Annotated in this window: 16 protein-coding genes and 1 pseudogene; 7 read left to right on the forward strand and 10 right to left on the reverse strand. The window is 73.3% G+C overall.

The window, feature by feature from the left end; genetic code table 11:
* Nucleotides 1-23 precede the first annotated feature (23 nt).
* Nucleotides 24-1,418 carry a polyprenol phosphomannose-dependent alpha 1,6 mannosyltransferase MptB gene (gene mptB / locus ACIQOU_RS02250; protein WP_401533617.1) on the forward strand — a complete coding sequence of 465 codons (1,395 nt, stop codon included), beginning with the start codon at nucleotides 24-26 and terminating at the stop codon, nucleotides 1,416-1,418.
* A complete protein-coding gene (locus tag ACIQOU_RS02255; protein ID WP_401533120.1) occupies nucleotides 1,415-2,719 on the forward strand; it encodes a glycosyltransferase 87 family protein in 1,305 nt (434 codons plus the stop codon). The genes mptB and ACIQOU_RS02255 overlap by 4 nt, the downstream gene beginning before the upstream one ends.
* Before the next feature lie 131 nt (nucleotides 2,720-2,850).
* Here ACIQOU_RS02255 and ACIQOU_RS02260 read toward each other — a convergent pair.
* The 3 genes and pseudogenes from ACIQOU_RS02260 to ACIQOU_RS02270 form a co-directional block, all read right to left on the reverse strand.
* Nucleotides 2,851-3,711: pseudogene (locus tag ACIQOU_RS02260) on the reverse strand (D-alanyl-D-alanine carboxypeptidase family protein); the annotation flags it as partial.
* A gap of 60 nt (nucleotides 3,712-3,771) precedes the next feature.
* Nucleotides 3,772-4,914, reverse strand: coding sequence for a transcription termination factor Rho (gene rho, locus ACIQOU_RS02265; RefSeq protein ID WP_401533121.1), 1,143 nt, complete (start codon nucleotides 4,912-4,914; stop codon nucleotides 3,772-3,774).
* Between the two features lie 288 nt (nucleotides 4,915-5,202).
* Nucleotides 5,203-6,033 carry a class I SAM-dependent methyltransferase gene (locus ACIQOU_RS02270; RefSeq protein ID WP_401533122.1) on the reverse strand — a complete coding sequence of 277 codons (831 nt, stop codon included), beginning with the start codon at nucleotides 6,031-6,033 and terminating at the stop codon, nucleotides 5,203-5,205.
* 246 nt (nucleotides 6,034-6,279) lie between these two features.
* On the opposite strand from ACIQOU_RS02270, the gene ACIQOU_RS02275 reads away from it, so the two are divergent.
* A complete protein-coding gene (locus ACIQOU_RS02275) occupies nucleotides 6,280-7,515 on the forward strand; it encodes a cytochrome P450 (RefSeq protein WP_401533123.1) in 1,236 nt (411 codons plus the stop codon).
* Nucleotides 7,516-7,593: 78 nt separating this feature from the next.
* Here the strand turns inward: ACIQOU_RS02275 and ACIQOU_RS02280 are convergent, their stop codons facing one another.
* From ACIQOU_RS02280 to ACIQOU_RS02290, 3 genes are read right to left on the reverse strand one after another with little or no spacing between them, the layout of a single operon-like run.
* On the reverse strand, nucleotides 7,594-8,472 hold the full coding sequence (locus ACIQOU_RS02280; RefSeq protein ID WP_401533124.1) for a lectin: 879 nt from the start codon (nucleotides 8,470-8,472) through the stop codon (nucleotides 7,594-7,596).
* 45 nt (nucleotides 8,473-8,517) lie between these two features.
* Nucleotides 8,518-9,285 carry an NPP1 family protein gene (locus ACIQOU_RS02285; RefSeq protein ID WP_401533126.1) on the reverse strand — a complete coding sequence of 256 codons (768 nt, stop codon included), beginning with the start codon at nucleotides 9,283-9,285 and terminating at the stop codon, nucleotides 8,518-8,520.
* A 27-nt stretch (nucleotides 9,286-9,312) separates the two neighbouring features.
* A complete protein-coding gene (locus ACIQOU_RS02290) occupies nucleotides 9,313-10,506 on the reverse strand; it encodes a glycoside hydrolase family 19 protein (RefSeq protein WP_401533127.1) in 1,194 nt (397 codons plus the stop codon).
* Between the two features lie 195 nt (nucleotides 10,507-10,701).
* Here ACIQOU_RS02290 and ACIQOU_RS02295 point away from each other — a divergent pair, with 195 nt between their 5' ends.
* Together ACIQOU_RS02295 and ACIQOU_RS02300 are read left to right on the forward strand one after the other, a co-directional pair.
* On the forward strand, nucleotides 10,702-11,076 hold the full coding sequence (locus ACIQOU_RS02295) for a winged helix-turn-helix transcriptional regulator (RefSeq protein ID WP_401533128.1): 375 nt from the start codon (nucleotides 10,702-10,704) through the stop codon (nucleotides 11,074-11,076).
* Nucleotides 11,077-11,169: 93 nt separating this feature from the next.
* Nucleotides 11,170-11,766 (forward strand): SRPBCC family protein, encoded by a 597-nt coding sequence (locus ACIQOU_RS02300; RefSeq protein ID WP_401533129.1) that lies wholly within the window; start codon nucleotides 11,170-11,172, stop codon nucleotides 11,764-11,766.
* 280 nt (nucleotides 11,767-12,046) lie between these two features.
* Here ACIQOU_RS02300 and ACIQOU_RS02305 read toward each other — a convergent pair whose 3' ends face one another.
* The 3 genes from ACIQOU_RS02305 to ACIQOU_RS02315 all read right to left on the reverse strand — a co-directional run bounded on the left by ACIQOU_RS02305 (nucleotide 12,047) and on the right by ACIQOU_RS02315 (nucleotide 15,067).
* The gene (locus ACIQOU_RS02305) at nucleotides 12,047-13,213 is read right to left on the reverse strand and encodes a serine hydrolase domain-containing protein (protein ID WP_401533130.1); all 1,167 of its coding nucleotides are present in this window, start codon (nucleotides 13,211-13,213) and stop codon (nucleotides 12,047-12,049) included.
* Nucleotides 13,214-13,342: 129 nt separating this feature from the next.
* Entirely contained in the window at nucleotides 13,343-14,311 is a 969-nt protein-coding gene (locus tag ACIQOU_RS02310) for an acetylxylan esterase (protein WP_401533132.1), read from the reverse strand.
* A 102-nt stretch (nucleotides 14,312-14,413) separates the two neighbouring features.
* Nucleotides 14,414-15,067, reverse strand: a complete 654-nt coding sequence (locus ACIQOU_RS02315) for a hypothetical protein (RefSeq protein WP_401533134.1) — start codon at nucleotides 15,065-15,067, stop codon at nucleotides 14,414-14,416.
* A 233-nt stretch (nucleotides 15,068-15,300) separates the two neighbouring features.
* Here ACIQOU_RS02315 and ACIQOU_RS02320 point away from each other — a divergent pair, with 233 nt between their 5' ends.
* Both ACIQOU_RS02320 and ACIQOU_RS02325 read left to right on the forward strand, forming a co-directional pair.
* Nucleotides 15,301-16,215 carry an NADP-dependent oxidoreductase gene (locus ACIQOU_RS02320; protein ID WP_401533136.1) on the forward strand — a complete coding sequence of 305 codons (915 nt, stop codon included), beginning with the start codon at nucleotides 15,301-15,303 and terminating at the stop codon, nucleotides 16,213-16,215.
* Entirely contained in the window at nucleotides 16,212-16,940 is a 729-nt protein-coding gene (locus ACIQOU_RS02325) for a GNAT family N-acetyltransferase (RefSeq protein WP_401533138.1), read from the forward strand. Before ACIQOU_RS02320 ends, ACIQOU_RS02325 begins: the two co-directional genes overlap by 4 nt.
* Here the strand turns inward: ACIQOU_RS02325 and ACIQOU_RS02330 are convergent.
* The gene (locus tag ACIQOU_RS02330; RefSeq protein ID WP_401533140.1) at nucleotides 16,937-17,407 is read right to left on the reverse strand and encodes a MarR family winged helix-turn-helix transcriptional regulator; all 471 of its coding nucleotides are present in this window, start codon (nucleotides 17,405-17,407) and stop codon (nucleotides 16,937-16,939) included. The genes ACIQOU_RS02325 and ACIQOU_RS02330 overlap by 4 nt on opposite strands.
* Nucleotides 17,408-17,507 lie beyond the last annotated feature (100 nt).

Here is a 17,507-nt window from a genome sequence, read left to right on the forward strand (position 1 = left end):
GGCGTTGACACGGTGGCGAGGTGTTGGCTCTCCCCGTCGATCTCCGCCGCTGTCAGATGCTGGGCCTGGCCGGCACCGCCTGCCTCGCGCTGGGCGGTGAGACGGCCGGCGCCCTGCCCGTGCGCGAACTGCTCGCCCCCGCGAACGTGCGCGTCTGCCTCGGCCTGGTCGGCGTCTACTTCGGCGTCGTCCTGCTGATCGCGGCCTGGGTGCTGCTCGGGAGGCTGGTGCGCGGGTCCCGGCCGCCCACCCCGCGCGCCCTGCTGCTGGTCCTCGCCGTGTGGGCCGCGCCCCTGCTGCTGGCCCCGCCGCTGTTCAGCCGGGACGTGTACAGCTACCTCGCCCAGGGCGCCATGGTCGACGCCCACATGGACGTGTACGCGCAGGGACCCGCCCGGCTCGGCGGGCCGCTCGCCGACGAGGTCGCCCCGCTGTGGCGGCACACCGGCGCCCCCTACGGGCCGGTCTTCCTCGCCCTCGCCCACGGCCTCGCCGGGCTGACCCGGGGCGAACTGCCCGCCGGGCTCGTCGGGATGAGGCTGGTAGCGCTGGTCGGCGTCGCCCTGATGGCCGCCGCGCTGCCCCGGCTCGCCCGGCACAACGGCGCCGACCCGGCCGCCGCCCTGTGGCTCGGCGCCCTCAACCCGCTCGTCCTGCTCCACCTGGTCGCGGGCGCCCACAACGACGCCATCATGCTGGGCCTGCTCGGTGTCGGCCTGGTCGCCGCGCTGGGCCGGTGGCCGGTCCTGGGCGCCGTGCTCGTCACCCTCGCCGCGCTGGTCAAGGCGCCCGCCGCGCTCGGGCTCGTCGCGGTCGTCGTCCTCCAGATCCGGGCGGGCCGCGATCCCGTGCGGGCCACCGCGACGACCGTCGCCGCGACCGCCGTCACCACGGTCGCCGCCACCGCCGTCGCGGGCACCGGGTACGGCTGGATCGGCGCCCTCGACACGCCCGTCTCCCCGCAGAACTGGGCGCTCACCAGCCTCCTCGGCCGCGCCACCGGCGCCCTCCTGGAACACCTCGGCAGCGGCCTCGCACCCCTCGCCGTGCCCGCCTGGCATCTGTTCGGGCTCGCCCTGACGGCGGTCCTGATCGCGGGCATCTGGTGGCGGCTGCGGCCCCGGCCTGTGTACGCGCTCGGCCTGAGCCTCGCCGCCGTCGCCGCCTTCGGCCCGGCGATCCGCCCCTGGTACGCGCTGTGGGGACTGTTCCTGATCGCCGCCGCGGCCCCCACCGCCTCGGTACGCCACCGGGTGGCCGCCGTCAGCGGGGTCCTCGCGCTGGCCACCCTGCCCAGCGGCGGCCCCGCCGACAGCGGGCAACTGGTGCTGGCCCTCTCCGGCGGCACGCTGGCCGTGGTCGTGCTGTGGCAGGCCCACCAGACCGCGCAGGCGCCCGCCCTGGGAGGCACCGCGTGAGAGGTCCCCGCACGCGCCGGGGACGGCTGCTGCTGGCCCTCGCCGCGGTCGTCGCCGTCACCCTCTTCACCGCGACCGTGCCGCTGCTGCGCGGCTGGTTCGACCTGCGCGTCTACTACGGCGCCGTCAACTCCTGGGTCCACCACGGCGGCCGGATCTACGACTACCGGGTGCCCGGCACGACGTACGGCTTCACCTACCCGCCGTTCGCCGCCGTCGGCATGCTGCCGTTGGCGCTGGTCGGGCTGCGCACCGCGATCGTCCTCACCCTGCTCCTCAACCTGGCCGCCCTGGCCCTGGTCGTCCACCTCCTGACCGACGGCGGCTGGCGACGCCTCGGCTGGTACGGGGGTGTCCTCGGCGCCTGTGTGCTGGCGCTGTTCGAACCGTTGCGCGACACCCTCAGCTTCGGCCAGGTCAACGTCCTGATGCTGGCCCTGGTGCTGGTCGACGGGTGGCTGCTGCGCACCGGGCGGGAGCGCTGGGCCGGTGTCGGGATCGGCCTCGCGGCGGCCGTGAAGCTGACCCCGGCCGTGTTCATCGGGATGCTGCTGCTGGCCCGCCGCCCGCGGGCCGCCGCCGTCGCGACCGGCGTGACGGCGGCCGCCACCGCGCTGGCCTTCCTGATCGCGCCGGGCGCCTCACGCTTCTACTGGACCGAGGCGCTGTGGGACACCAGCCGGATCGGCCGCCTCGACTACGTCTCCAACCAGTCCGTGCAGGGCATCCTGGCCCGCCTCGGCAGCACCGACCGCGCGGGGTGGGCGCTGGCGGTGCTGCTGGTCCTGGGCGTCTGGGCGTGGCGGGTGCGGCGCGCGTCGGCGGTGGGCGACTGGCCGGCCGCGTTCGCGCTCACCGGGCTGACCGCCTGCCTGGTCAGCCCGATCACCTGGGTGCATCACCTGGTCTGGCTGCTGCCGTCGTTCGCCGTGCTGGTGCGCGCCGGACGGCTCAGGGCGGCGGGCGTCCTGTACGCCGTGCTGTGCACCAGCGTGGTGTGGCTGTGGTTCGACGGCGCGTCCGGCATCGCCGGTTTCCTCGGGAGCAACGCCTACACCTGGGTCACCCTCGGGCTACTGCTGTGGCTGCCGGTCGGTCACTTCCCCGCCGGACGACGGCCGGCCACCCGCAGCCCCACCGCCACCGCGCACGCCCCCAGCACCGCCGCCACCGAGACCGCCCCCGTCCCCGGCCAGTCCGAACCGGCCTCCGGCACGGCCGTGGTGGCCACCGGCGCGGCGTCGGGACGGGACTTCGGCACCGGCCGGAACGCGTCCAGCGAGCCGACCGGATCGACCTGACCGGCCGCGTCGAACCCCCAGTCGAGCAGCTCACGCGCCTCCTCATAGACCGCGAGGGCGCCGCCCGCCTGGGGGTTCAGCACGGTGACGACGAGGGTGCGCCCGCCGTGCCGCGCGGCGGCGACCAGCGTGTTGCCCGCGTTGCTGGTGTAGCCGTTCTTGATCCCGATCAGCCCCGGATAGGGCGCGACCCCGTCCTCGCCGGTCAGCAGCCGGTTGGTGTTCTCGATCTGGTAGGACCAGCCGTCGCCGGGGAACCGGGCGTCGACCGTGGCGCAGTACCGGGCGAAGTCCGGGTTGCGCAGCCCCGCCCGCCCGAACACGGCGAGGTCGTACGCGGAGGAGACCTGGCCCTCGGTGTCGTACCCGTCCGGCGAGACGACGTGGGTGTCGCGGGCGCCCAGGGCCTGGGCCTTGGCCCCCATCTGGACGGCGGTGGTGTGCCAGCCGCCGTTGAGCGCGGCCAGGACGTGCACGGCGTCGTTCCCGGAGTTCAGGAAGACCCCCCGCCACAGGTCCGCCACCTGGTAACTGTGTCCCTCGGAGACGCCGACCAGGCTGCTGCCGGGGCCGACGTCCGCCAGCTCCTCCTCGGTGACCTCGTGCCGCAGCCCGCCGGGCAGCACCGGGAGCACGGTGAGCGCGAACAGCGTTTTGAGGGTGGAGGCCGGCGGCAGCTTGCGGTGCGCCTCGTGCGCGGCCAGCACCTCACCGGTGCGGGCGTCGGCCACCAGCCAGGACAGCGCGGACACGTCCGGCACCTCGGGAGCGCCCCGGCGCGGTCTGACCTGGGTGCCGTCGCGGTACAGCAGCGCGGGTCCCGGTGTCGCCGCCCGTGCCGGGGGCGTGTCGGGGCCGGTGCGGGCGGACGCGATGACCGGCGTGAACGCCAGCAGGCCGCTCACACAGAGCGCGCAGGTCGCCGCCGTCCGAGAGGAGAATCCGATAGTCATACCGCAAACGTAGGAATGGACCCGCCCTTTCGGGCGCATCCCCGGCCGGGACGCGGCGGGCGAGCACCCGGATGCCGCACAGAGCGGCCGGTGCCGCGATCAGTTCGTGGGCAGCGTCGGCTGGACGCGGCGCAGGAAGGTCGCGTTGTCGGGGGTGTTCCGCAGGCGTTCCAGGAGGGTCTCCAGGTGGGCCTGCCCGTCGCGGGTCTGGAGCGCGCGGCGCAGTCCGCGTACGGCCGTCGCCTCGGCCAGGGTCAGCAGCAGCTCCTCGCGGCGGGTGCCCGACGGGGTGATGTCGACGGCGGGGAAGACCCGGCGGGAGGCGAGTTCGCGGCTGAGCCGCAGCTCCATGTTGCCGGTGCTCTTCAGCTCCTCGAAGTAGAAGTCGTCGGCCCGGGAGCCGGTCTCCACCAGCGCGGTGGCCAGGATGGTGAGCGAGCCGCCCTCCTCGGCGAGCCGCGCGGCGCCGAAGAACCGCTTGGGCCCGATCAGCGCGCTCGCGTCGACACCGCCGCTGAGGGTACGGCCGCCGGAGTGCGCCGCGTTGTTGTGCGCCCGGCACAGCCGGGTCAGCGAGTCGAGGAGGATGACGACGTCCTCACCGGCCTCGACGAGCCGCTTGGCCCGCTCGATGACCAGCTCGGCGAGGGCGATGTGCTGCTTGGCGGCCCGGTCGAACGTCGACGCGTACACCTCGCCGCGCACCGAGCGCCGCATCTCGGTGACTTCCTCGGGGCGTTCGTCGAGCAGCACGACCATCAGCCGGCATTCGGGGTGGTTGCCGGCGACGGCGGCGGCGATCTGCTGGAGCAGCACGGTCTTGCCGGTCTTGGGCGGTGCCACGATCAGCCCGCGCTGTCCCTTGCCGACCGGGGCGATCAGGTCGGTGACGCGTCCCGCCAGGCCGGACGCCGGGTGTTCGAGACGCAGCCGCTGCCGGGGGTGGAGCGGGGTGAGGTCGTGGAAGGCGGGACGGGTGCGCAGTTCGGCGGGCGTGCGCCCACCGACGCGGACGACGTCGGTCAGGGTGCGCCGGTCGCCGCGCACCCCTTCGACGAGGTCGCCCTTGCGCAGTCCGTGACGACGGATCAGCGCGGGGGAGACGGCCAGGTCGGCGGGGGTGGGGAGGCAGTCGGGGGCGCGCAGGTGGCCCTTCCCGGCCGCGTCGATGTCCAGGACACCGGCGACGATCTGGGGGGTGGATTCCTGCTGTACCGGGGGGTGTTCGAGTGTGGTGGTCATGGGGATCGGTCCTTTCACGGACGGATGGCAGGGGACATGCGGAAGGAAGGGGAGGGCCGCGGGAGGAAGGCGTCACACACGCCTTCGGCGGCGGAGAAGCAGCGCCTCGGGGTACGACAGAGCCGTACCGGCCACGAGGTGGTGCGGGAGAGCCGGTGCGCGGGCCGGGAAACGGCGGGCGGTGCGGCGGGAAGAACACGCAGAAGGTGAACCAGCACCGGCGCCCCTGACCGGGGCGTACACAAGTGCTGGAGTGACCGTAACACAGTCTGATCGGCCTGGGAAGGCTCAGCGGGAGGCGAGCAGCCCGTACAGCAGCGGGATGCGCGGCTCGGGCAGCCGCCACCAGCCGGATTCCGTGCGTTCCATCCGCGACCAGCGGGGCCATGGCAGCTCGTCGCTCTCGGTGAGCCGCCGGATGGTGAGTCCCGCCCCGGTCAACGCGTTCACCACCTCGCTGATTCCATGCGCCCACTCGTAACTGTCCGTGGCGCCCGCGACGGCCGGACCATCGGTGTACGTATGCGTGCCGTCCCGGTGGACGGCGGTCCCGCCGGCCCCCAGACAGTCGTGACGCAGCAGCAGCTCAGGGCCCTCACCCGGACCGGCTTTCGGGCCGAGCGCGTTCAGCAGCGGATGGAACTCGACGACGTAGAGGCGCCCGCCCGGACGCAGCAACCGCCCCACGATCCCGGCCCAACGCTCCAGATCCGGCAGATAGCACAGCGCGCCCTTGCCGGTGTAGACGACGTCGAACTCCCGCCCGCCCAGCGCCTCGACGGCGTAGTACACATTGGCCCGCACATACTCCACGTCGAGCGACGCGCGGGCGGCGATGTCCCGCGCGGCCGCCACCGACGCCGCCGAGAAGTCCAGGCCGACGGCGCGGGCGCCCCGTTGGGCGAAGGCGAGCGTCTCGGTGCCCAGGTGGCACTGGAGATGGAGCACCTCACGCCCGGCCAGCTCACCGAGGTCGGCCCACTCGAACGCCCCGAACCAGCGCGCCGGATCGAGGTCCTGGTCGAGGCCGTAGAAGTCGCTGGCGAGGTGAACGGGGGTACGGGCGTCCCAGTTCGCCTCGTTGGCCCGCATCAGCCGCGCGTGCTCGTCGGTCGTCATCACCCCATCCAACCCCGCACCGGCCCGCAACGGGGGCAGGATCACCCCAACGAGTGCGCCCCGGCCACGACGGGCCTGATCCGCACGCGAGGTGACGCGACCCGGAGCCCCTACCGGCGGGGCCGGGCCCCTGAACTGCCGTCCGGCTTGATCCGGACGGGAGTTGGCGGGGAATCGTCTCCCCGCGTGGCCCGGCCGCTCTACGATCGGCTGAGTCCGTACCCCGCGCGGCCGTCGGGAGCGCCCATGACCACCGCCTTCCACCGACTCGACCCGGCCGGCGGCTGCCCCCACGCGGCCAACGCCCGCCTGCTCGCCGAGGGCCCCCTCGCGCCGATCGAACTGCCGGGCGGCGTCGAGGGGATGGCCGTCCTCGGGCACGAGGCGCTCAAGGAGTTCCTCACCCACCCCGAAGTCGCCAAGAGCGCGGCGCACTTCACCGCTCTGCGGGACGGACGCGTTCCCCCTGACTGGCCGCTCGCGACCTTCGCGACCGTGCCGGGCATGACGACCGCCGACGGCGCCGACCACCGGCGGCTGCGGACCCTGGTCAGCCGGGCGTTCACCACCCCCAGGGTCGAGGAACTCCGGCCGCGCATAAGCGAGTTGACGGACACGCTCCTCGACGACCTGGAGCGGGCCGCTGAGGACGGGGGCGGAGTCGCCGATCTGCGACGGCATGTCGCGCTGCCACTGCCGATGGGCGTCATCGGCGAGTTGCTCGGCGTGGAACCCGAACGCCGCGACCGGCTGCACCACTTGACCGACCAGATCGTCGCCACCGACCTCAGCCCCGAGCAGGTCATCGACGCCAACGGTGAACTGGCCGCCGTCCTCGCCGAGTTCGCCGCCGCCAAGGCCGAGGCGCCCGGCCCCGACCTCACCAGCGCCCTCATCGCCGCCCGCGACGAGGACGGCGACCGGCTCAGCCACGCCGAGCTGATCGGCACGCTCCTGCTGATGGTCGTCGCCGGGCATGAGACCACACTGAACCTGATCGCCAACGCCGTCCGCGCCCTGTGCGGCCACCGCGACCAACTCGCGCGGGTGCGCGCCGGGGACGCCGACTGGGGCGACGTCGTCGAGGAGACACTGCGCTGGGACGCGCCGGTCAGCTACTTCCCGTTCCGCTATCCCGCGCGGGACCTGGCCGTCGGCGGGACCGTCATCCCCGCCGGGACCCCGGTGCTGGCCGGGTACACGGCCGCCGGGCGGGACCCCGCCGCGCACGGTCTTGACGCCGACCGCTTCGACGTCACCCGCCGCAGCCGCCCCGACGCCGTCCGGCATCTCTCCCTCGGGCACGGCGCCCACTACTGCCTGGGCGCCCCGCTCGCCCGCGTCGAGGCGACGATCGCCCTGGAACGGCTGTTCACCCGCTTCCCCGACCTCGACCTGGCCGTGCCCGAGGCCGAACTCCCGCGCCAGCCGAGCTTCGTCAGCAACGGCGTGCGGGAACTCCCGGTACGCCTGCGCGGCTGACCCTTTCCCGGCCCTACGCCGGGTCGGCGTCGTGAGGTGCGCAGGGCCGAGGCGGCGCCAAGGCCCTGCACGGGTACGTCAGTTGAGGATCTGCTGCGTGACCACGATGTGCCCCGCGTCCGGGTCGAGGGCACCGCCGAGCCGGTCGAACGCCCCGTCCGTCAGGTCAAGGCACTTGGGCTCCTGCGGGGTCTGCGCGAAGGTGCCCCGGTCGTTGATCCGCACCACCAGGGAACGGCCGTTGGCGACATTGGTGACCTGCACCCGTGTGCCGAACGGGAGTTGGGGCTGACGGCTCAGCGAGGTGGCCGCCGTGTCCGCGTTGTTGTCGTACAGCTCGCCGCTCGCGGTCAGGGCACCGGCGGGCTGCGCCCCGTAGTGGGTCGCCCAGCAGGTGTCGGCGCTCTGCTCGCCGCTGTCGTCGTCGCCGCTCGCGGGCGCGGTCCACTTCTGGTTGGCGGTGCCGCCACAGGTCCACAGCTGCACGCGGGCGCCGTTCACCGACGCGTTGTCGGTCACGTCCAGGCACTTGTCGGCGGCCGGGTTGACGATGTCCTGGGCGGCGGTCACCGTCCACTGCTGGTTGGGGGTGCCCGCGCACGTCCACAGCTGCGCCTTGGCACCGTCGGCGACCGAGAAGTCCGTCACGTCCAGGCACTTGCCGAGCGCGCGAAGGGTGCCGTCGGTGCCGACGGTCCACTGCTGGGCGGCGGTTCCGTTGCAGTCGTAGAGCTGAACGGCCGTGCCGTCTGCGGGGTTTGCACCGGCGACGTCCAGACATCTGCCGTCGAGGCCGGTCACCGTACCGGCGACGGCCGCGGTGGGGGTCGTCGGGGGCGACGCGGTGAAGTGGCTCGCGGTGAGGGCGAGCGCGGCGGTGAGGGCGATGCCGCCGGGCAACGCCACGGAGAGAGTGCGGGGGAGGGCCATGGTGAGGAACACATCCCTTCTGATCAAGGCGCCGCGCCCTCCCGTACGGGGACGGAAGGGCGCGGCGGCCGGTCAGGCGTGGGGGTCGAACGAGATGCCGGACGGCATCGCGCGGTCGAGCCAGTTCGCGAAGTCGACGTCTCTGATCTTGAGGGTGGCGCTGCCGAAGTCCGCGTTCATGAGTCGGTCGCGGAGCCCGTCCGGATAGCCGTTCCAGCCGACGAGCGGCGGGTAGAACCAGGCGCCGGTCGCGTTCTCCGGCGGTTCGTCATTCGCACTGGCGAACCGGAAGCAGTGCGTCGACGCGCCGTCCTTGTGGTAGACGACCTTGGGATGGGTGCCGTCGAACCGCACCGCCGAGCGCGCCGCCACCTGGTATCCGCTGTGCTGCGACACCGACACGTACTGCACGTCGTTGTCGCGCACCCACACCACGACGTGCTCCCAGTCATGGGTGTGCCCGATCGCGGCCGGACCCAGGGTGGCCTGGTCCTTCTCGAAGTAGCTGGCGTACATCACCGCACACCAGCCGTTGTTGCACTTCTCGCGGGAGTAGGTGTTGGCGCCCGCGAGCTGGCCCGGGTCGTGGCAGTTGCCGTTGACGTCGCCGCCGAGCTTGAGCCCCGGGTTGAGGGTGCCGTCGGCGCCGATCGCGGCCGTGGTGTAGCAGCCGTCCTTGTCGTAGTCGTAGGCCGGGGAGAACGTCTGCTCCAGGCTGTCGGCGTTCTGCGGCAGCGCTTGCAGCACGCTGGCGTGGGCGCCGGTCGGCACCGCCACGACGAGCGCCAGCGCGCCGGCCGCCCCGAGGGCGACCCGGGTGAGGGACTTCAACGTCCGCATGTCCGCTCCTTGTTGCCGTGCCCGCCGTCAGCAGGCGACGTTGGCGCCCGGGTCGACGCCGAGGATCTGCGCGAAGTGCTGGTAGGAGTCGACACGGTTCTGGACCTGGGCCGGGTTGTGCCCGTCGCACTCCAGGGCGCCGTTGATCGAACGGATCGTCTGGCCGAAACCGGCGCTGTTGACCATGGCGTCGTGCGGGGTCATCGTGCCGGGGCCCGACTGCGAGTTCCAGTACCACAGACCGGTCGCCCAGGCGATGGACGCGTCGTTCTGCACCAGGTCGGGGTTGTGGAGGAGGTCGATGCCGAGGGCGTCGCCCGCCGCCTTGTAGTTGAAGTTCCAGCTGAGCTGGACAACGCCGCGACCGTAGTACTTGTCGTTGCCCGCGGGGCAGCCGTAGGACTGCGACGTGTCGCAGTAGCTCGGGTAGTTGGCGGTGTTCTGCTCGACCACATGGACGAGACCGCCGGTCTCGTGGCTGACGTTGGCGAGGAAGGCCGCGGCCTCCTGCCGCTTCACCGTGTCACTGCCCGTGGTCGCGAAACCGGGGTAGGCGGCGAGCGCGGTGGTCAGCCCGCTGTACGTGTAGAACGGGTTGCGGCCCGGGAACATCTGGTTGAACTGGTCCTCGCTCACCACGAAGCCGGACGGGGTGCCCCCGCCGTTGCCGCCGCCCGTTCCGCCGTTTCCGCCGTCCCCGCCGCCACCGGCGGCCGGTGCGGTCCACTTCTGGTTGGCGGTGCCGGCGCACGTCCAGATCTGTAGCCGGGTGCTGTTGGCGGTGTTGTTGTCCCGCACGTCCAGACACTTGTTGGCGGCCGGGTTCACGATGTCGTTCGCGGAGCTGACCACCCACTGCTGGTTGGCGCTGCCGGCGCAGTCCCACAGCTGAACGGCGGACCCGTCACCGGTGCCAAAGTCGACGACGTCCAGGCACTTGCCGAGCGCGCGGATGGTGCCGTCGGTGCCGATCGTCCACTGCTGGGCGGGCGTTCCGTTGCAGTCGTAGAGCTGTACGGGGGTGCCGTTGGCGTTGTTCGCCTCGGCGACGTCGACGCACTTGCCGGCGAGCCCGGTGATCTGGCTGCCGTCCGCGCTCGCGAGGGAGGCGTTCAGCGGCATGGTGAGCAGGGTCGCCACGAGGGCGGCGAGCGCTGCGGTGAGCCCGGCGGCGACGGCGAAGCGTCTGGACCGGAACCATCCGGAGCGAGGGGTGGACATCACTGACGTCACTCCTTGAGGGGTGGGGGGTTTCAACAGGCGTGCGGATGCAGGCGGTTGAGCGGTACGGGTACGGGAATCCATCCCTGGTCGACGGGGCCGGGCCCTGTCGTTCACCGGCCGTGAGCGTCAACACTCAAGGAGCACAACGGTATTGACGCCCGAACGGTTCTAGCGCCCTTCACCAGCCGGGTCTTGTCACGCAACTGGCCATCGTGGACGGATGAGACGCACGTCCTTCTCGAACTGGCCCTGCTCGATCGCCCGCACCGGCGGCCCTACCAGGACGAACCCCCGCGCCACGAGTACGTGTTGACGGAGAAGGGCCGGGACTTCTTCGGCGTGCTCGCCGCGCTGGCCGGGTGGGGCGATGGGTGGCTCGCGGGGGAGGAGGGCGCCCCGATCGTCTTCCGGCACGCCCCCTGCGGCCACGACACCGGCCCCGAGGTGGTGTGCGCGTCCTGCCGGCGGCCGCTGCGGGCCGACGACACCTCGATGCGGATGGAGCCGGGCTTCCCCGAGGAGCTGCGCGAACGCCCCGAGGTGCGGCGCCGGTTCGCCGCGGACTGACCGCGTCGGGCCGGGCGCGCTCCCTTGACAGGGTGAGTCCTATGGCGAAACTTTTGAGGTCGGACCCGCTTGAGGGCGAGGAGGCTGACCGCGGTGGAGGGGACGGGCGCACGGTTCGCGGACCATCCGACGGTCGAGGTGCGGACCTGGATCGACGCCCCGCCCGCGCGGGTGTGGCCGTTGGTCTGCGACATCACGCTGATGCCGGAGACGAGCGACGAACTCCAGTCCGTCGAGTGGCTCGACGGCGCCACCGGACCGGCCCCCGGCGCCCGCTTCCTCGGCCACAACCACCACGAGCGCGTCGGCTCCTGGACCACCACGTCGAGCGTCGTCGAGTGCGACCCCGGCCGGGTCTTCGGCTGGGCGGTGGGTGAGGTGACCGAGCCCATCGCGTGCTGGCGCTTCCGGCTCAGCCCCGAGGGCGGCGGCACCGGACTGTCCGAGTGGGTGCGGCTCGGCCCCGGCCGCTCCAGGCTGAGGGAGGCCGTCGAGCGGATGCCGGAGAGGGAACAGGAGATCGTCCAGGTCCGGCTGCGGGAGTTCGAGCGGCGCATGACCACCACCCTCGACCACATCAAGTCCCGCGCGGAGCGGGCCTGGCCGGACGCGGCCGACGCACGCGCGGAGCGGGGCTCCCCGGCGCGCGTCCGACTCGCCTACGAATCAAGGGCGTTGGGACACCCGTGACTCGCCTACGAACCAAGGGCGTTGGGCACCCGCCGTCCCGACCGCGCCCCGCGCCACCCCGGCGGCGCCGCGCGTCCGCGCTCCGACGTCCGTCGGCTGTGCCGTGGCACGGGCGCCGGGTTCACGGTCCGGCCGCGCCCGCTCGCCGGGTTCGGCCGGCGTGCCGACGGCAGCCCCCGCACGCGAGCCGCCGGGGACGTGAACTCCCGGCGGAACGGCGCCTGTTGGGCCGTTCTCCCGGCTGCCGCCGGTCCTCCCGCGAGGGTGTCCCGGCGCGCGCTTACAGCGCCTCGTACACCGCCGCGACCAACGCCATCTTCCTCGGGTCGTCGCAGATGTGCGGGCCCATACGGTTCATGACGTAGCCGAGGGCGACCTCGGCCTCCGGGTCCGCGAGACCGCAGGAGCCGCCGAAGCCGTCGTGGCCGAAGGCCCGCGGGTTGGGGCCGTAGGAGCCGTACGGGCCGCTCAGCCACAGGCCGAGCCCCGCCTCCGTGTCGTGTCCGAGCCCGGCGCCGAGGACCAGGTCGCGGCAGCTGCCCTGCGACTCCCTGGCCCGCTCGGCGGCCTCGGCGGACAGCACCCGGTGGCCGTCGAGGACCCCGCGCCCGGCGAAGACGCCGTACAGCGCGGCGATCGCCCGCGCGGTGCCGTGACCGTTTGCCGCCGGGATCTCGGCGGCCCGCCACGCATCGCTGTTCGCCTCGGCCGCACCCACCGGCGGATTCGCCACCGCCGCGAGGGCGGGCAGCGTCAACTGGCTGAAGATCGCCGCCTGTTCACTGTCGGAGGGGGCCGGCGGGCTCACCAGCTCGGCCACCCGCCCGGCCTCCTTCTCGGCCAGGCCGATGGTGAAGTCGATGCCCAGCGGCCCGGTCACCTCCTGCGCGAGGAACGCGGCCGGACGCAGGCCCGTGATCCGCCGGATCACCTCGCCGACCAGGAAGCCGTAGGTCACCGCGTGATAGCCGGAGATCGTGCCGGGCTCCCACCAGGGTTCCATCGCCGCGAGCCGCTCGGTGGTGACGTCCCAGTCGTAGAGGTCGTCGAGGGAGTGCGGTGCGCGCGGCCCGGAGAGACCCGCCCGGTGCGAGAGCAACTGCCGTACCGGGATGTGTTCCTTGCCCGCCGCCGCGAACTCGGGCCAGTACCGGGCCACCGGCGCGTCGAGGTCGAGCAGCCCGCGATCGGCCAGCAGGTGGGCGCAGAGCGCGACCGGGCCCTTGGTCGTCGACCACACGTTGACCACGGTGTCCCGCTCCCAGGGGCGGGTGCGGGCCGCGTCCGCCCAGCCGCCCCACAGGTCCACGACGCTCCGGCCGCCGACGGTCACGGTGACGGCGGCGCCGAGTTCGTCCCGGTCCCGGACGTTCTCCTCGAACGCCGCCCGCACACCCGCGAACTGCTCGTCACAGTGACCGTGCACCACCGGCTCGCGCTCCGCCATGGCAACCTCCATCGTCCGTACGGGCCCGGACCGCGACCGCGGCCCGGGTGCCCGACGACCCTACGGACCGCCCGGACGGGCAGGGGGCAAGATCAGTCAACCAGCCCTGGCCCAGGGCCTGTTGAGGGATCAGGCGTACGCGCGCAGCCAGGTCACCTTCGCCGCGTCGTGGTAGGGGCCGCCGCCCTCGTGGTCGTTGAAGTCGTAGACCTCGATCGACTTGTCCTCGTGCGCCCAGGAGTTGAAGACCGCGAAGACCGTCGAGGGCGGGCAGGTCTGGTCCTCCAGCGCCGTCGAGAAGAGCGCCGGGGCGCTGCCGCGAGCGGCGAAGTGGACGCTGTCGAAGTAGGAGAGGGTGCGCAGCGCGTCCTCGCTACGGCCCCGGTGCGTCTTGAGGAACAGGCCGATCTCCCGGTACGGGTGACGGTCCGTCAGACGGGCGGCGCGCGGGAAGTCGCACAGGAACGGCACGTCCGGGGCGACCGCCACCAGGTCCGGGACCAGCGCGCCGACGGCGATCGTGATGCCGCCGCCCTGGCTGGCACCGAGCACCACGGTGCGGGACGCGTCGGTCGCCGGGTGCGAACGGGCCGCCTCCACCGCGCGCACGGCGTCCGCGAACACCCGGCGGTAGTAGTAGTTCTCCGGCGCGTCCAGACCCCGCGTCATGAACCCGGGGTACGCGGGCCCCGCGCCCACCGGGTCGGCGGTGGCGCCGCCCCCGCCCCACGCGCTGCCCTGACCCCGGGTGTCCATCACGAAGTGCGCCCGGCCCGTCGACGCCCACAGCAGCCGCTCGTGCGGCAGCCCGCGTCCACCGCCGTACCCGATGAACTCCACGACCAGCGGCACCGGCCCCTCGGCCCGCGCGGGCACCGTCAGCCAGCCCTTCACCGGCTGCCCGCCGAAGCCGTTGAACGTCACGTCGAACACGTCCACCGTCGTCAGCCCGGTGTCGACCGGCTCGAAACGGGCGTCCAGATCGTGCGCGCGGGTCTCCTGAAGGGTCGTCGACCAGAACGCGTCGAAGTCGTCGGGCTCGACGGACTCGCTGCGGTACGCGCGGAGTTCATCGAGGGGCAGGTCGAACAGGGCCATGGAAGGACCGCCTTGGTGAAGAGACGCAGACAGGACGGACAGTGCGGATGATCACACCGTACGGCGGCGGTCCGACCACTGGCCAGAGATTTGTTGGCCCCCTCACGCCCGCCGGTGCGTCCACTTTGGCTCGGTCCGCTCCCACTCCCGCTCCCACTCGTTCATCCGGTGCCGGGTGGCGGTCCGACGCACGACGGCGTTCCCGAACAGGACCAGGCCGGCCGTGCTGCCGGCCGCGCAGACACCCACGGTGAGGGTGTGCTGCCAGATCGCCGTCGAGCCCGGCGGCGGGAGCACCGGCCGGTCCCGGGCGTCGAGCCACACGTCGACGTCGGAACCCTTGCGGGCCTCGGTCGGGAGGGTCGCCGCCGCCGTGTGCCGGCCGGTGTGCGGGTCCGTCCAGCGGACCGTGGCCCGGTAGACGTGCCCCTGCCCGTTCTCCCCGTCCGGCAGCGGCGTCGGGTCCGTGGTGAGGACCTGGGCGCGGACCTCGTGCAGCGGGGCACGCTGGGCGGCCGCGACCGTACGGGCGTAGTCGTGCGCCCACCAGCCCGCCAGGACGCCCGCGAGCGGAGCGCCCACACAGAGCAGGATCGCGACCAGCAGAGCCGTCCACGCCTCGACGATGTCGCAGTGGCGCCGCAGCGGATTGTGCCGCCAGCGCCAGCCGCGCACCCGGGTCCGCATGCCGACCTCCTCGCCCTGAACGATGTCGGAGGGGTCGTACCGTGTCCGCTCCTCATTGTCTCTCCACACCACCCCGGTGTGCGAGTGGCCCGGCCACCGCGAGGCCGCCCGGCGCGCCGCCCGCCGCCGTCCCCCCGGCCGGTGTCCGCGCACGTCAGGCGGTACCCGGCCGCGATCGTCAAGGATGTATGAAGACTTCCGGTACCGGGGAATAGTCGCGCCCCGCTGCCCCTTTTCGTCTGATGGCCGGACCGGTACCCGTACCACCGGTCCGGGCTCGGCAGCGAAGGAGAGTGGGAGCCATGCCCAAGGCATACGTGTTCACGCGCTACGGGGGACCGGAGACCGAGGCGCTCATCGACGTGGACAAGCCCGTCCCCGGACCCGGTCAGGTGCTGATCGCGGTGCGGGCCGCCGGGGTGAACCCCGTCGACTGGAAGCAGCGCACCGGCTACCGGCGCCCGGGAGAGAGCGCCGACCGCGCCTTCCCGGCCGTCTTCGGCAACGAGGTCTCCGGCGTCGTCGAGCGGACCGGCCCCGGCGTCGACGGCTTCGTCCCGGGGGACGCGGTGTTCGGCCGCCCGCTGGAGGGCGGGTACGCCCAGTACGCGCTGCTGTCGACCGACCTGATCGCCCGCAAGCCCGACGCCGTCACCTTCACCGACGCCGCGACCCTCCCGGTCGCCGCCGTCACCGCCTACGACGGGGTCGGGCAACTCGACCTCAAGGCCGGGCAGACCCTGCTGGTCACCGGCGCGGGCGGCGGCGTCGGCGTGGCCGTCGTACAGATCGCGCGGGCCCTCGGACTGCGCGTGGTGGGCGTCGCGAGCCCCGCCAAGAAGGAACTCCTGGAGTCCCTCGGCGCCGCACACGTCCCCTCCGGACCCGAATGGACCGCCCGCGTGCCCGGCCCCGTCGACGGCGTGTACGACCTGGTCGGCGGCGATGTCCTCGCCGAGGCCGCGACCCTGCTCACCGACCGGACCCGGCTGATCACGGCCGGCGCCCCGCCCGAGGAGGTCGAGAAGCTGGGCGGCGCCCGCGTCCTGCGCACCCGCACCAACGAGGGCCTGGCCGCCGTCGCCGACCTCGTCGCCCGCGGTGCCCTCGACCCGCACGTCACCCGGACCTTCCCGCTGGAGCAGGCGGGCGAGGCGCTGCGCACCGTCGAGGAGGGCCACGCCCGCGGCAAGATCGTGCTGGAGATCGCCGGATGAGCGACACGCCCCCGCACCCCCTCGACAACCCCGCCCTCGCCGCCCTGACCGGCCTGCACGCCCACTTCGCCGAACGGCACCGGCGCATCCTGCGCTACCCGGTCGACGTCACCCCGTGGATCGCGCTCCCCGAGGACATGGACGCGCGTGACTGGGCCGACGTCGCCGCCCTCACCGGACCCGGCGCCGAGGTCCCGTTGCTGGGCTTCCACGGGCGGGTGATGCCGGACGACTGGGAGATCCTCTGGCACATGGACGGCGTCCAGTTCGTCGACGACGGGCTCGACGCCGCACCCGAACCCGAGGCGGTCCGGCTCGGCCCCGCCGACGTGCCGGAGATCCTCGACCTGGTCGCCCGCACCCGGCCGGGCCCCTTCCTCCCGCGCACCATCGAACTCGGCACCTACCTGGGCATCCGCCGCGACGGCGTCCTTGCCGCCATGGCCGGGGAACGGCTGCGTCCGCCGGGCTGGACGGAGATCAGCGCGGTCTGCACCGACCCGGCGTTCCGCGGCGAGGGCCTGGCCCGGCGGCTCATCCTGGCCGTCGCGCACGGCATCAGGGAACGCGGCGAGACCCCGTTCCTGCACACCGGCGCGGACAACACGAACGCCATCCGCCTCTACGAGAAGCTCGGCTTCCGGCTGCGCCGCACCACGGCGTTCCTCGCGGCCCGCGCCCCCGAGCACCTGCACGAGGCCAGAGAAGCGGTACCGGTCGGCTAGCGCACCTCAGCAGGGTCCGAGCCCCGGTCGTCGGGGGAGGCCAGGGCTTCGGGAACGGCGTTGTACCGCACCAGGTATCCGGCGAACCGTTCCAGGTCCTCGGGCTCCCAGCGCGCGAGCCGCTCCCGGAAGGCGGCCCGACGGCTCTCGGTGACCTGGGCCAGGATCTGCCGCCCGGCGTCCGTGAGCTGGACGAGCAGCACCCGGTGATCCTCGGCGTCCTGGCGCCGTTCCACCAGAGAGGCCCGCTCCAGCGCCGTCACCTGGCGGCTCACCGTGGACTTGTCCAGCGCGTAGTGCGCCGCCAGGTCGGTGGCCCGGCAGCCGCCGCTCTCCTCCAGATGCCCCAGCAGCGTGTACGACACGAGCGACAGCTCGGGATGCATCCGCCCCGCCGAGGCACGGGCCCGCCGGGCGAACGCCGTCATCTCCCGCTGGATGACCTCCACGGCATCGTCCGCGTCCACCGCGACCTCCCTCGCTCGCCTGGTTGCAGAGTACAACCGTGGGTCACCGATCGCCGAGGCGTGGGCCGTTGGGGTACCGTGACCGCGTCCGGCCGAGGAA

Origin of the sequence: Streptomyces sp. NPDC091279 (genome assembly GCF_044757465.1) — a bacterium.
Lineage (GTDB): Bacteria > Actinomycetota > Actinomycetes > Streptomycetales > Streptomycetaceae > Streptomyces.